This window comes from Nonomuraea sp. NPDC049028 (assembly GCF_043197735.1).
In the GTDB taxonomy this organism is placed as follows: domain Bacteria; phylum Actinomycetota; class Actinomycetes; order Streptosporangiales; family Streptosporangiaceae; genus Nonomuraea.
This window is the reverse complement of sequence record NZ_JBICTR010000003.1, coordinates 596127-610529: the sequence shown is the minus strand read 5'-3', so window position 1 is coordinate 610529 and position 14403 is coordinate 596127. Positions and strand designations below refer to the sequence as shown.

The window sequence follows — 14403 nt, the reverse complement described above, 5'->3', positions numbered from 1 at the left end:
GGCCGATGATCCAACCCCAGCTGACCCGCCCACAGGCGCCCATCGACCCGAAGAAGCTGGCCAGGCGGCTCGAAGCCATGCAGCCCGGCTGGCCGGCGGCCCGCAGGATCAACTGCAGGCGCATGAAGTGCGTCGCGCTCACCTTCGACGACGGGCCCGGCGACTACACCGCAAGGCTGCTGGACCTGCTGAGCGCCCGGAAGGTCAGGGCCACCTTCTTCGTCGTGGGGCAGATGGTCGCCGCGCACGGGGGCGCCCAGCTCGTACGCCGCATCGTGGCCGAGGGGCACGAGCTCGGCAACCACACGTGGAACCATCCACCGCTCACCGGCTTGACGGACCGAGGTCTGCGCTTCCAGCTGAAGCACACGAACGACCTGGTGGAGCACGTGACCGGGGTCCGGATGCGGGTGATGCGCCCGCCGTATGGGGCGACGAACCGCCGGGTGGCCGCCGAGGCGCGGCGCCTGGGGCTGGCGCAGGTCCTGTGGAGCGTCGACACCCTGGACTGGCAGGACCGGGTGCCCGCCCTCGTGGCCAGGCGCGCGGGCAAAGCGGCAGTGGGGTCGATCGTGCTGATGCACGACATCCACCGCAGCACCATCCAGGCGGTCCCTACCCTGCTCGACCTGCTGGCGAAGAAGGGCTGCGTGCCGGTGACGATCTCGGAGCTGTACGGCAGGACGCCGGCGCCGGGCCGGATGTACGCGGCCCGGGCGTACACGGCCCGAATGTACAAAGCCCGATGAGCCCGTACGGCCATGTGGCGCGTCAAACCGTCGGCCGGCCGTGGCACTCTTGACCACATGGGTTTCACCGGTTTCCCCGACGAGGCGTTCGTGTTCTACGAGGGCCTTGAGGCGGACAACAGCAAGACATATTTCACCCGGCACAAGCACTTCTACGAGGACGCGGTGCGTGCGCCGATGCTCGCCCTCACCGAGGAGCTGGCGGCGGAGTTCGGCCAGGCCCAGCTGTTCCGCCCCTACCGTGATGTCCGCTTCGCCAAGGACAAGTCACCGTACAAGACCCATCAGGGCGCCTTCGTCGACCTCACGCCCGGCATCGGGTTCTACGTCCAGATCGGCGCCGACGGACTGTTCACGGCGGGCGGCTGCTACACCCAGGCGTCCGACCAGGTGGCCCGCTACCGCGCCGCGGTCGACGAGGACCTGACGGGCAAGCCGCTGGCCGACATGGTGACGGCCTTGCGGGCCGAGGGCTACGTCATCGGCGGCGACCGGCTCAAGACCCGTCCCCGTGGCATCGCGGAGGACCATCCCCGCCTCGACCTGCTGCGCCACAGGTCCCTGCACGCGGGCCGCCGGTGGGAGCCCGAGCCGTGGGTCCACACCGCCGAGGTCCTCGACCGGGTCCGCGCCACCTGGCGTGCCTTCGGGCCGCTGGTGGACTGGATGTGCGCCCACGTACGCGCCAGCGAGTTGCCGCGCCGCTGACCATGGGAGGTCAACCGAGCGTGACGGTGCGCGGGGACGACGCGGCGTCGGTCATCGCCGAGACGGGGGATCGGACGCGCCGCGATCGCGTCACGCTGGCGGCGATCACCGCCACGGCGGCCGCCCTCTACACCACCCTTTCCCTCACCAAACTGGCGAACTTCAAGGCCGGCGCCTACGACCTGGTGATCTTCGACCAGGCCGTACGCTCCTACTCCCAGTTCCGCCTGCCCATAGCCATCGTCAAGGGCGTCCACAACGGCTTCGGCCCGGACTTCTCCACCCTCGGCGATCACTGGTCGCCCATCCTCGCCCTCGTGGCCCCGCTCTACTGGCTGTTCGACGGCCCGGTGACGCTGCTGGTCGCCCAGGCGGTGCTGCTGGCCGCGGCGGTGGTCCCGCTGTGGGTGTTCACGCGGCGGGCGCTGGGGCCGGGCGCCGCGCATCTCGTCGCCGTGGCCTACACGCTCTCGTGGCCCGTGGTGGAGACCGTCGCGTTCGACTTCCACGAGGCGGCGTTCGCGCCGCTGCTCACCGCCGTGCTGCTCGAACGCCATCAGGCCGGCAAACGGGTCGGCGTGGTGACGGCCGCCCTGGCGCTGCTGTGCGTCAAGGAGGACATGGGGCTGCTGGTCGCCGGGTTCGGGCTGGTCCTGCTCACCCAGCGCGGCTGGCGGGTCCTGGGCGGCGCGTTCGTGGCCGGCGGGGCGGCCTACACGTGGCTGGCGTCGCAGGTGCTCATCCCGCTGTTCGGGGGGCGGGCCGACTACTACTGGGCGTACGGCGCGCTGGGGCCGGACATGCGAGGCGTCGCGCACACCGCCCTGACCGATCCGCTCGCGGTGCTCGCCCAGCTCGGCAGCCCACCGGTCAAGCTCGTCACGCTGGCCCTGCTGCTCGGCATCACGCTGCTGACGGCGCCGCTGTCGCCGCTGCTGATCATGGCGGTGCCGCTGCTGGCCGAGCGGATGCTGGCCAGCTCGTTCCCCAACTGGTGGGTGGCCGGCTACCACTACAACGCCTTCGTCGTGGTGGTGGTCTTCGCGGCCGGAGTGGACGGCGTCCGGCGCCTACGCGCCCGCCACGCGCCCATCGGGGACCGGGTGACGCGGGTCTGGGCTCTGGGGGTGGTCGGGTTCGCGCTGGTCTCCGTGCCGTTCTTCTCCCTGGCCGGGCTCGCCGACCCCGACTCCTACCGGCACGACGCCCGCGAGCGGGCCGCGGCCGCCGCCGTCGCCGTGGTGCCCGACGGGGTGCTCGTGGAGGTGGCCAACAACCTGGCGCCGGCCCTGTCGGGGCGGAGCAGGGTGCTGCTGTGGGACCGCACTCAACGCGGGGCGCCGTGGGTCGTGGCCGACGTGGGGCGCAAGACCTTCCCGTTCGTGAACGTGGCCGAGCAGCGGGAGCGAGTACGGCTCCTGGTCGGCAGCGGCTACGAGGTCCGGTTCTCCCGGGACGGCTACGTGGTCCTGGCGGCTACGGCCCGGACGACGACGACACCTGGTCCCCTTTGAGGATGCGGTCCACGGTCTGGCCCGCCGCCGACGTCGCCGCCGTGGTGCCCGCCGCGATGACGACGGCCAGCAGCGGCGTGGCCAGGCTGCGTACGCTGCGTATGTTGCGCACCCGCGCCCACGGCTCCCCGGCCAGATGCATGACGCGCCACTCCCAGTACAGTCCGAGCCCGATGCAGACCAGCGCCACCTCGCCCACCACGATGGCCACCACCTGCACCTTGACCGCCATCCCGATGTCCGGCTCGAACAGCGTGGGCAGGTACGCCGACAGCTCCGTGACCAACGCAGCCGCCATCAGGTGGAGCGCCTTGGTCATCGGCTGGGTGCCCCGGACGCGCGGGTAGAAGTAGCCGAACACGAAGCCGAAGGCGGGCAGCGTCAGCAGGTACCGGGAGTCGAACACGAAGCTGCTCAGGTCGGCCCCCGTCGGCCAGCCGAACACGAGCACGAAGGGCAGGCTCAGCAGCAGGCTGATCACGAACGCGTACACGCCGTTGTGCCAGGGCGTGCAGCCGGCGGCGGTCGCCAGGGCCGTCTCGGGGTGCCGCCCGTGCTCCTCCAGCGCGGCCTCCAGTTCGTGGCGCCGCGTGTCGAACTCGGTCATCGTCAGCTCGCCGGCGCCCAGCTTGCCCCGGCCGATGCGATAGAGCTCCTGCTCGGAGATGAGCAGGAGCCGCTTGTGCAGGGCGGCCCTGACCAGCTGCCGGTGTTCCTCGGCGGTGGCGGGCTCGACGACGGCCGGGTGGGGGCGTACGAGGAGCCAGCGGGCCGTCACCCAGGCGGCGATCGAGGTGATCGTCAGCTGCGGCAGCGCCACGTTGGCGTCGGTGAGCGTGGTGCTGCCCCGAGGGGTGAGGTAGAGCACCATCAGGCAGGCGATCACCGTGGGGTGCGTCGCCGGGTGGTCGAGCGCGGCCAGCGAGCCGCCGAGCCGCCGGAGCCGGAGCACCAGCAGCGCGAACGCCAGCAGCAGTAACCCGAGCACTCCGCGTACGAGCGGGTCGAGCGGCAGGATGCCGATCTTCGGTATGTTCGACATGTCCGTGCCGTCGAAGGGCAGGTTCCACGACCCGCTGTCCAGCCATTCGGTCGGCCAGCCCTGCACCAGCAGGCTCACCAGCACGGCGCCCACGACCGCGGTGCGGGTCCACATCTTGGTGGCCACGGCGATGGCGGCGACCGGGATCACCGCCCAGCCGAGGGCCAGCACCAGCCGGATGCTGTCCGGCGGGTACACCCCGGTCAGCAGCGCCCGGCCCCACAGGGCGAGCGCCAGCAGGCCGATCGCCGCCTCGGCCGCCAGCACCGCCAGTCGTACGATCACCACGCGGACCCCCAGGTCCACGCTGAACACCACCGCCGCCGCGGCGGCCGTCACGGCCGCGACCACGGAGCCGATCAGCAGCGTCTGGGCGGGCAACTGCTCGTGCAGCCAGGACCAGGACAGCATGCCGATGCCGACGAGGCAGGCGAGCCCGGTGACCACGAGCATGTCGCGGGTGGTCCACGGCGGGCTGGTCGGAAGGACCCGGCTCGCGTGCCGCGCCGTGAGCGCCGGCAGCGCGAGGAACAGGGCCACGTACGCCACGGGCCGCCAGTCCGGCGCCAGGAGCGGGAGCAGCACCAGGGGCGTGATCAGGGCGATCCCCAGGAGGAGTTCGCGGTTGGGCTGCCGGTTCCACCAGGCCAGGCCGAGCGAGCGGGCCAGGAAGGCGGCCAGCGCGATCGCGGTGAGCACGCCGAGCCCGGCCGTCCACGAGAAGTCGTCGGTCTCCTCCGCGTCCGGGAACCCGTAGGAGTCCTGGGCCAGCGTCACCTTCACCAGGTACGACCCGACGGTGAATTGCAGACGCTCCGACTCCTCCCGCTCGGGATCGAGCCCTTGGGCCTGCAGCACGGTCCAGTCGCCCGGCAGCAGGCTGATCGTCCGCTGGCTCACGATGAGCGGCTTGGCGCTGGGGGCGGTGAAGTCGAGCGTCATCAGATCGCTGGGCTCGAACTGCCGCAGCAACGTCACCCGGAACTCGGCCGTGGTCAGCCCGCCGGTTGTGGTGAGGATCGGTGCCGGCCGTGTGGTCGGGGCCAGCCAGTCGCCACCCACCTTGATGGCCCCGAACCCGTCGTCGGTGAATTGCTGGATGCCGCCGGGGAAGCTGCCGCCCTGCCGCAGCGTCTCGACCAGGGGGTCGGCCCGGTTCATGCGCAGCCGGTGCGTGATGGTCACCTTCACCTGGCGCTGCCGCTCGTCGAGCCGCCCCTGGGGCACAGCGCTCAGGTCACCCGGGAGGGCCCTGGTCACCACGACCTCGGTCGTCGCCTGCCGGGCGAGCTTCACCTGCGGGTCGCCCCGGTCCTCCAGCTCCCATGGTTCGGGCACAGTGGGACCCGCGGACCGCGTGGACAGCGGCACGGGCCTGGCCGCCACCGTGCACCAGACGATCGCTCCCGCCGAGACCATCGCGAGCCCGAACGCGATGAACATCCGGAGCTTCCCCACAAGTGGATGATTCACTCACGGAGGGAGTTGTTCTCGCCACTCCGGTCACGGTGTGGTCACACCTGACTTCTACCGAATGTCAGGAAGAAGTCAGGTGTGGTCGGTGAGTGCCTGAATCAGGCGCGCTTGGCGCGAGCCGCGGAGCGGCCACGCGTGGAGGCGTCGAGGACCACCTTGCGGATGCGCACGTGGTCAGGGGTGATCTCCACGCACTCGTCCTCGCGGATGAACTCCAGCGCCTGCTCCAGCGACAGGTTGCGCGGCGGGATCACCTTCTCGGTCTCCTCGCTGGTGGAGGAGCGCATGTTGGTGAGCTTCTTCTCCTTGGTGATGTTGACGTCCATGTCGTCGGACCGGGAGTTCTCGCCGATGATCATGCCCTCGTAGACCTCGGTGGTCGGCGACACGAACAGCGTGCCGCGCTCCTGGAGGTTGAGCATGGCGAAGGCGGTCACGGGACCGGAGCGGTCGGCCACCAGGGAGCCGTTGTTGCGGGTGCGCAGCTCGCCGAACCACGGCTCGTAGGAGTCGAAGACATGGTGCACCAGGCCGGTGCCGCGCGTCTCGGTGAGGAACTCGGTGCGGAAGCCGATCAGGCCACGCGCCGGCACCACGAACTCCATCCGGATCCAGCCGGTGCCGTGGTTGGTCATGTGCTCCATGCGGCCCTTGCGGACGGCGAGCAGCTGCGTGATCGCGCCCAGGTATTCCTCCGGGCAGTCGACCGTGAGGCGCTCGACCGGCTCGTGCACCTTGCCGTCGATGGTCTTGGTGACCACCTGCGGCTTGCCGACGGTCAGCTCGTAGCCCTCGCGGCGCATCTGCTCGACCAGGATGGCCAGCGCCAGCTCGCCGCGGCCCTGCACCTCCCAGGCGTCGGGCCGGTCGGTGGGGAGCACGCGCAGCGACACGTTGCCGACGAGCTCCTTCTCCAGCCGGTCCTTGACCATGCGGGCGGTGACCTTCGAGCCCTTGGACTTGCCGACCAGCGGCGAGGTGTTGGTGCCGATGGTCATCGAGATGGCGGGCTCGTCGACCGTGATGAGGGGCAGCGGGCGCGGGTCCTCGGGGTCGGCCAGCGTCTCACCGATCATGATCTCGGGAATGCCGGCGATCGCGATGATGTCGCCGGGACCGGCCTCCTCGGCCGGCTTGCGCTCCAGGGCCTCGGTCATGAGCAGCTCGGTGATCTTCACCCGCTGGATCGTGCCGTCGGTACGGCACCAGGCCACCTGCTGGCCCTTGCGCAGCACACCCTGGTGCACCCGGCAGAGCGCGATGCGGCCCAGGTAGGAGGAGGCGTCGAGGTTGGTGACGTGCGCCTGCAGCGGGGCGCTGGGGTCGTAGGTGGGCGCCGGGATCGTCGACTTGATGATGTCGAAGAGCGGCTCCAGGTCCTCGGCGTCCGGCATGCCGCCGTCCTCGGGACGGTTCAGGGAGGCGCGGCCCGCCTTGGCGGAGGCGTAGACGATCGGGAAGTCGATCTGCTCCTCGGTCGCGTCGAGGTCCATGAAGAGCTCGTAGACCTCGTCCACGACCTCCTTGATGCGCGCGTCGGGCCGGTCGACCTTGTTGATGCAGAGGATGACCGGCATCTTGGCGCCGAACGCCTTGCGCAGCACGAAGCGGGTCTGCGGCAGCGGCCCCTCCGACGCGTCGACCAGCAGCACGACGCCGTCGACCATCGACAGGCCGCGCTCGACCTCGCCGCCGAAGTCGGCGTGGCCCGGGGTGTCGATGATGTTGAGGGTCATGCCGCCGTGACTCACGGCGGTGTTCTTCGCGAGAATGGTGATGCCCTTCTCGCGCTCGAGGTCGTTGGAGTCCATGACGCGGTCGTCGACATCCTGGTTGGCGCGGAACGCCCCGGACTGCCAGAGCATGGCGTCGACCAACGTGGTCTTGCCATGGTCGACGTGCGCGATGATCGCGATGTTCCGCAGGTCGTCGCGGCTGTTCAAAGGCATGATGACGTCTCGCTCTGTGATCGTGGGGTCGGCCACGCGAAGTCGCGGCCTTATAAGTCTAGTTGATCCCCTCTGATGGCAGGAGCGGGACGAGATGCCGCCTGGCGTAGGCACGGGCTTCGTCGTCGCTGTCCAGCGGAATCGCACTGTCCGGAGTGAGCACGAACGACAGCGCGATGCGGATGAACATCTCGGCCACTGCCTCGGCGTCCGGGGCGTCTGAGGCATTGAGATGGCCGGCGAGATACGCCCTGGCGGCCGCGAGGTAGGGGCCCGCCTGCACAGTAAGGTGCGGCAGGATCATGTCGGGCTCGGTCGCCAGCAGCCTGCTCAGCAGCGGATGCCCCCGCACCAGGCGCAGCGTGACCGCGAACCCCTCCGTCACCCGGTCGGCCATGGTCGGCAGCGGCCCGACCTCCTGCTCGAACGCCCGCAGGAACCGGTGGAGCTCGCGCAGCATCACGCCCTGGATCAGGTCGCTCCTGCGGGCGAAGCGCCGGTAGACGGTGATCCGCGACAGGCCCGCCTGCCGGGCGACGTCGTCGACGGTCAGGCGGCGCAGGCCGTGCTCCAGCATCCGCGCGTAGGCCGCGTCGAGGATGCGCCCAGCCGTGGTCGGCTCGCCGGAGTCGTCCTGCATGGATCAAGACTATGGGCGGCTCGCCGGGCACCGGACGTACATAGCGGGTTGCACATTTCTACGCATGTCCCGGCCGGTGCCGGATGCCTACATTGGCGGCATGACCTGGACAGAGCTGGTGCTGGGCGCCTCTCCCGTACAGGGCGACCAGCCCGCGGTCAGTGACGTCAGAACCGGCGAGGTGCTGTCCTACAACGCGTTCGCGCGGAAGGTCACGCACGCGGCGGCGGGGCTGCGCCGTCACGGTCTGCGCTACGGCGACCGCGTGATCGTCGACATGCCGCTCGGGGTGGGATTCGCCATCGCCGTCCACTCCGTCGCCTGGTCCGGGGGAGTGGCGGTGCTCGGAGACTCCGGGACCGCCCGCATGATGATCGCCCAGCGCGGCTACGACCCGCTCGCGGTGGATGTTCAGAAGGTCTTCACCTTCGAGCCGACGCCGGGGGAGCTCCCGTTCAGCGACCTGCTGGGTGAGCGTTCGGTCCAGTTCGGGCCGCTGGCCGGCCCCGCGCTGAGCGTCGGCGGCGAATACGTCTACGACCACGACGAGCTGGCGTCGGACCTGCGCAGTCTGTCGTCCCGGCTGCTGGTCAACGAGGACGACGTCGTGCTCGCCGCGGTCAGCGATCCGCTCAAGGGGCTGCGGGTGCTCGATCTGGCGTTGATGTCGGGCGCCCACGTGGTCATCGCGCACGAGCCGAGCCTGATCGGCTGCCGCGTGCTCGCGCACGTGCATGCGGCCACCCTGGTGATCGCGCCGAACGAGGTGGTCAGACGCCTGCTCGGCGATCCGACATTGCGCGTTGTGGACGAAAGGGCCGTCGTCAGCTCGCTCAGCCGGTGAAAAGTGCGACACTGTGGGAGAGTGTGATCCTTCCGCGACGCAGGGTAACCACAATGTCCGAGCCCCCCAGGCACAATCTTCCGGCCGAGCCCAACAGGTTCGTCGGTCGCGAGCGCGACGTCGACGACCTGTGCGGGCTGCTGGGTGAGACGCGCGTGGTCACGTTGTGCGGGGTCGGCGGCATCGGCAAGACCCGCCTGGCGCTGCGGGTCGCCGCGCGTCTGGTGCCCTCCTATCCGGGCGGCGTGTGGCTGGTCGAGCTGGCCAGGCTCACCCGGGGCGAGCTGATCCTGCAGGCGATCGGCCGGGCCGTCGGCATCCACGAGGAAGGCACCCGCCCGCTGCTCGACACGGTGGCGGCCCGGCTGCGTGACACGCCCGCCCTGCTGCTGCTGGACAACTGCGAGCACCTGGTCGACCAGTGCGCGGAAGTGGCCGCCGAGCTCATCGCGGCGTGCCGGGGCCTCGGCATCCTGGCCACCAGCCGCGAGCCGCTGCGCATCGCCAGTGAGCTGGTCTGGCGGGTGCCGCCGCTCGACCTGCCCGACGAGCGGCATCCCGACGCCGAGTCCGTGCTCCTCTTCGTCGACCGCGCCACCGCCGCGGGCACCAGGCTGAGCCCGGCGAGCCTGGACGATGTCGTACGGCTGTGCCGGGCGCTCGACGGACTGCCGCTCGCGCTGGAGCTGGCCGCGGCCCGCACCAGCCTGCTCAGTCCCGGGCAGATCGTCGATCGGATCGACGGCCGCTTCTCGCTGCTGACCACCGGCGGCCGTACGGCTCCGCCCAGGCAGCGCACGCTGCTGGCCGCGGTCGAATGGAGCTACGACCTGCTGTCGGCCAAGGAACAGGTGCTCCTGCGCAGGCTGTCGGTGTTCGCCGGGTCCTTCGACCTCGAACTCGCCGAGCAGATCTGCGCCGACCGGCCCATCTCCGAGACGGAGATCGTCGACCTGCTCGGCGCCCTGGTCGACAAGTCTCTCGTGCTGTGCGACGAGGAGCGCAGGCGCTACCGGCTGCTGGAGACCATCAAGCACTACGCGGCCGAGCGGCTGGCGGAGGCGGCCGAGCGCGAGGTGCTGCGCGATCGGCACCTGGAGGTGCTGTGCGAGCTCCAGCTGCGCCACTTCGGCACCGAGATGGTCGAGCCCGACCTGCCGTGGCCGGTGCGGCTGGCCGCGCTGGAGGCCAGCCGGAGCCTGGTGGACGACCAGCGGGCCGCGCTCGACTGGGCGATCGAGTCCGGCAACGCGCCGCTGGGCCTGCGCCTGTGCGCCTACAGCACCAGCCTGCTCCCGGTCAGCAGCGCCAATCCGGCCGAGATCGTCGGCTGGGTCGAGCGGCTGCTGGCCCTCGACCTGACCCAGGTGTCCGACGAGCAGATCGCGCATGCCCACGCGTACCTGGCCTATGGGCTGGAGGGTCGCGACGAGCTGGCCCGCTCGCTGGAGTACGCCATGGCCAGCCTGGCGGGCCTGGGCGCCGACAACGTCTTCCCCAGCTGCGTCATGCACAGCCTGACGGTCGTGGTGCTGCTGCGCATGGGACGAGGCGACGAGGCGCTGCACCACGCCGAGACCGGCCTGGCCCTGGCCACCGCCTCCGGCGACCAGTGGAACCAGGCGGCCGGGCTGGCCGGGCTGTCGGCGGTCGCACTCACCCGCGGCCGGCTGCGCGAGGCCCAGTGTCACGGCGAGGAGGCCCTGGCCAAGGCCCGTCAGCACGGGCACCGCTGGCTGCTGGCCAGGACCGCGACCCAGCTCGGCGCGGTCGCCGAGGCGCGCGGCGACCTGGTGAAGGCGATGGCCCAGTACGAGCTGGCGGTCCCGTGGCTTGAAGAGCTCAACGGCACCATCGAGCTGGCCCGCTGCCTGGCCAGGATCGGCCGGGTCGCGGCGCTGCTGCACGAGTTCGAGGTGGCCAGGGAGCGGCTGGCCGCGAGCCTGAAGCTGAGCAGGCTGACCGGGCAGCGCCAGAGCGTGGCCCGCTGCCTGGTGAGCCTGTCGGTGCTGGCGGAGACCGAAGGAGACCTGGAGAGCTCCGTACTTGCCGCCGCCTCGGCCACCGCGCTGCGCGAGTCGATGGGCCAGCACTCCGCCACGATCCGCATCGAGGAGCTGCTCACCCGCGCCCGCGCCAAGCTCGGCGAGGGCCGCACCGCGACGCTCTGGTCGCGGGGCAGGACGATGAGCCCCGACGACGCCGCCCGCCAGGTCCTCGCGGGCGAGCGGCCGGTCCCGGCCGGTCCGGTGGCGACCGAGCCCGTCAGGCACTCGCTGCTGACCGCCCGCGAGCAGGAGATCGCGGCCCTGCTGACCAGGGGCCTGTCCAACCGGGCCATCGCCGAGGAGCTCGTCATCAGCCCCGCGACCGTGGCCAGGCACATCGCCAACATCATGGAGAAGCTCGGCTACACCTCGCGCGCTCAGATCGCGGTGTGGGCGGCCGAGCAGCCGCGCGGTTCTGCATAGCGATCTGCATATTCCGCCCCATGTGTGCATGAGATGCCCTCCATAGCGTGGGCGCCATGGAGGAGCGCATCGTGATGGTGGACTCTGGCACCGGCCTGTGTCTCACCGAGGGGGAGCTGGACGAGAGGTCGGCCGCCGCGACCGTCCAGCTGCGACGCCGGGGCGTGCGCGCGGGCGACACGGTGCTCATCTGCCTGACCGTCGGTCCCGACCTGCTGGTGGCCACCGACGCGGTGATAGCCGCCGGCGGGATCGTCTGGCCGGTCCCACCGGAGCTCGACGAGGGCAAACTGCGGGATCGGATCATGGCCAGCCGGGCCCGCCTGATGATCTCCGACCTGCCGCGGGCGATGAACGCGGCGAGAGAGTCACGCGTACGCATGGTGGTGAGCGTCGCGGAGCTACATTCGTATCCGGTCAGTCGCGAACTCTGCACGGAAAGTGATCCCACCGGGCGGCGAACCAAGGGAGACTGTGAGGGAGTGTGATCCTCCCGCCAACACTTGGACCTCCGCCATGACTCCGCAAGTCCAGCACAACCTCCCCGCCGAACCCAACCGTTTCGTCGGACGGGCGCGCGACGTGGCCGAGCTGTGCGCGCTGGTCCGCGGTGAGCGCGTGGTCACGCTCAGCGGAGTGGGCGGCATCGGCAAGACCCGCCTGTCGCTGCGGGTGGCGGCCAGCGCCCTGTCCGGCTTCGCCGACGGCGTGTGGCTGGTCCAGCTCGCCCGCGTCAGCGACCCCGAGCTGATCGTGAAGGAGATGGCCGACGTGCTCGGCGTCCGCGAGGAAGGCTCCGAGCGGCTGCTCGACGGGCTGCGGATCCGGCTGCGCGGCACCAGGACGCTGCTCCTGCTCGACAACTGCGAGCATCTCGTCGAGCCGTGCGCCGAACTGGTCGCCGGCCTGCTCGCCGACTGCCCCGAGCTGAGATTCCTGCTCACCAGCCGCGAGCCGCTGCGCATCCCCGGCGAGCTGATCTGGCGGGTGCCGCCGCTCGACCTGCCCGACGAGCGGCATCCCGACGCCGAGTCCGTGCTGTTCTTCGTCGAGCGGGCGGCCGCGGCCGGGGCCCGCGCCGTGACCGACAGCATGCCCGACGTCATCCGGCTGTGCCGGGCGCTCGACGGGCTGCCGCTCGCCCTTGAGCTGGCCGCGGCCCGCAGCAGCCTGCTCAGCCCGGGGCGCATCGCCGACCGGATCGGCGACCGGTTCAAGCTGCTGACCACCGGTGACCGAACCGCCCACGCCCGCCAGCGCACGCTGCTGGCCACGGTCGAGTGGAGTCACGACCTGCTCGCCCGTAAGGAGCGGGTGCTGCTGCGGCGGCTGTCGGTGTTCGCCGGGCGCTTCGATCTCGACCTGGCCGAGCAGGTGTGCGCCGACGGTGACCTGCTGCGCCGCGGCGAGGTGCTCGACGTGCTCAGCGGCCTGGTCGACAAGTCGCTGGTGCTCCACCATGGCGACGGCGGCCGCTACCACCTGCTGGACACCATCAGGCACTACGCCGCCGAGCGATTGTGCGAGGCGGGCGAGGAAGCGCGGCTGCGCGGCGGCCACCTCAAGGTGATCTGCGCCGAGATGGAGCGCTGCAACGAGGCCGGTTCGCTCCACCGCCGGTTGTCGTGGCCGGCCCGCGCCGTCCACTTCGCCAGGGGGCGCCGCCTGCTCGACGACTGCAGGGCGGCGATCGACTGGGCCGTCGAGTCCGGTGGTGCCGAGCTGGGGCTGCGCCTGGCCCACGCGGCGCTGACCATCCTCGCGGTGCGCGGCGATCTGCGGGAGAGTGTCGGCTGGTACGAACGGCTGCTCGGCCTCGACCTGTCGGGCGTGCCCGACCAGCTGATCGGCGTGGCCAAGGGCGGCCTCGCCTACGGGCTCGAGACGCGCGACGAGCTCGACCGGGCCGCGGCGCTCATCGAGGAGAGCATCGAGGAGCAGCGGCGCCACCCCTATACGCACTGGCTCGGCGTCACCTACGGCGTGGCCCTGACCGTCTTCTTCCGCACCGGCCAGACCGGCACGGCCCTGCGCCACCTGCGCGAGCTCGAAGTGGCGGCCGCCGAGCACGACGACCTGTTCAACCTGACGACCGCCCGCATCGCCCGGCTCAACCTGGCGCTCTTCCAGGGACAACCGCGTCAGGCGCAGCGGTTCGGCGAGGAGGCGCTGGCCCTGGCCATGGAGACCGGCCACCACTGGACCCTGGCCAGGGCCCTGACCCACCTGGGCGCGGTGGCCGAGGCCAGGGGCGACCTGGCGGCAGCCATGCGGCACCACACGGCCGCGCTGCCCATCCTCGAGGAGCTCGACAACCGGGTCGAGCTGGCCCGCTGCCAGGCCAAGGTCGGCAGGGTGGCGGCCAGACTGCACGACTTCCCCGCCGCCCGGCGCAGCCTGGCCGCCAGCCTGGTGCTGAGCACGCAGACCGGCCGGCGCAGCGGCGTCGTCCGCGCGCTGGTCGCCCTGTCCGTCCTGGCGCAGGCCGAGGGCGATCTCGACGGGGCGGTCGTCGCGGCCGCGGCGGCGAGCGCGTTGCGCGAGTCGATCGGCCAGCACGACGCCCCGGCCCGCACCCAGGAGCTGCTCTCGCTCGCCCGCGACAAGCTCGGCGAGGGCCGGGTGGCGCTGCTCTGGGCCAGCGGCATCGCGCAGGATCCCGGCGCGGTGGCCCGGCGGATCCTCGACCAGAAGGCCGACGCCGGAGACGTGCACGAGCCCGCCGACCTGCTCCCGTCCCTGCCCGCCACGCTGTTCGTGTCCTCGTCGGGCCCGGCCGCCCGCGAGCCGCGCTACGCGACGCTGACGGCGCGCGAGCGGGAGATCGCCGGGCTGCTCACCGAGGGCCTGAGCAACCGGGCCGTCGCGGCGCAACTGGTGATCAGTCCCGCCACCGTGGCCAGGCACGTGGCCAACATCATGGAGAAGCTGGGCTTCGGCTCGCGCGCCCAGATCGCGGTATGGGCAGCCGAGCACGGCCTCGACAATCGGTGACCATAAGCTCGGAAAC

Annotated in this window: 10 protein-coding genes; 7 read left to right on the top strand and 3 right to left on the bottom strand. The window is 71.2% G+C overall.

The features are described 5' to 3' along the window. Nucleotides 1-5 precede the first annotated feature (5 nt). Genes ACGFJ2_RS13760 through ACGFJ2_RS13750 form a run of 3 tightly spaced genes read left to right on the top strand, consistent with a single transcriptional unit; the run spans nt 6 to nt 2971 of the window. Nucleotides 6-749 (top strand): polysaccharide deacetylase family protein, encoded by a 744-nt coding sequence (locus tag ACGFJ2_RS13760; protein ID WP_393467879.1) that lies wholly within the window; start codon nt 6-8, stop codon nt 747-749. 57 nt (nt 750-806) lie between these two features. Then, nucleotides 807-1457 (top strand): DUF2461 domain-containing protein, encoded by a 651-nt coding sequence (locus ACGFJ2_RS13755; protein ID WP_357950488.1) that lies wholly within the window; start codon nt 807-809, stop codon nt 1455-1457. A gap of 20 nt (nt 1458-1477) precedes the next feature. Next, a complete protein-coding gene (locus tag ACGFJ2_RS13750) occupies nt 1478-2971 on the top strand; it encodes a DUF2079 domain-containing protein (protein WP_393467876.1) in 1494 nt (497 codons plus the stop codon). Here the strand turns inward: ACGFJ2_RS13750 and ACGFJ2_RS13745 are convergent. The 3 genes from ACGFJ2_RS13745 to ACGFJ2_RS13735 form a co-directional block, all read right to left on the bottom strand. Beyond that, on the bottom strand, nt 2934-5471 hold the full coding sequence (locus ACGFJ2_RS13745) for a hypothetical protein (RefSeq protein ID WP_393467873.1): 2538 nt from the start codon (nt 5469-5471) through the stop codon (nt 2934-2936). The two genes, ACGFJ2_RS13750 and ACGFJ2_RS13745, sit on opposite strands and share 38 nt — an antisense overlap. Nucleotides 5472-5587: 116 nt before the next feature. Next, nucleotides 5588-7438, bottom strand: coding sequence for a translational GTPase TypA (gene typA, locus ACGFJ2_RS13740; protein ID WP_393467870.1), 1851 nt, complete (start codon nt 7436-7438; stop codon nt 5588-5590). 58 nt (nt 7439-7496) lie between these two features. Continuing rightward, complete coding sequence (locus tag ACGFJ2_RS13735) at nt 7497-8078, bottom strand: TetR/AcrR family transcriptional regulator (protein ID WP_357950499.1); 582 nt, start codon at nt 8076-8078, stop codon at nt 7497-7499. 100 nt (nt 8079-8178) lie between these two features. Here ACGFJ2_RS13735 and ACGFJ2_RS13730 point away from each other — a divergent pair, with 100 nt between their 5' ends. The 4 genes from ACGFJ2_RS13730 to ACGFJ2_RS13715 are packed head-to-tail and all read left to right on the top strand — an operon-like array spanning nt 8179 to nt 14387. Continuing rightward, nucleotides 8179-8922 carry an AMP-binding protein gene (locus tag ACGFJ2_RS13730; protein ID WP_357950501.1) on the top strand — a complete coding sequence of 248 codons (744 nt, stop codon included), beginning with the start codon at nt 8179-8181 and terminating at the stop codon, nt 8920-8922. A gap of 53 nt (nt 8923-8975) precedes the next feature. Then, nucleotides 8976-11393, top strand: a complete 2418-nt coding sequence (locus ACGFJ2_RS13725; protein ID WP_358178373.1) for a LuxR C-terminal-related transcriptional regulator — start codon at nt 8976-8978, stop codon at nt 11391-11393. Nucleotides 11394-11449: 56 nt separating this feature from the next. Further along, nucleotides 11450-11881: an AMP-binding protein gene (locus ACGFJ2_RS13720; protein WP_393467866.1), complete on the top strand. Its 432-nt coding sequence runs from the start codon at nt 11450-11452 to the stop codon at nt 11879-11881. 28 nt (nt 11882-11909) lie between these two features. Further along, on the top strand, nt 11910-14387 hold the full coding sequence (locus ACGFJ2_RS13715; RefSeq protein ID WP_393467863.1) for an ATP-binding protein: 2478 nt from the start codon (nt 11910-11912) through the stop codon (nt 14385-14387). The last annotated feature ends 16 nt before the right edge of the window (nt 14388-14403 follow it).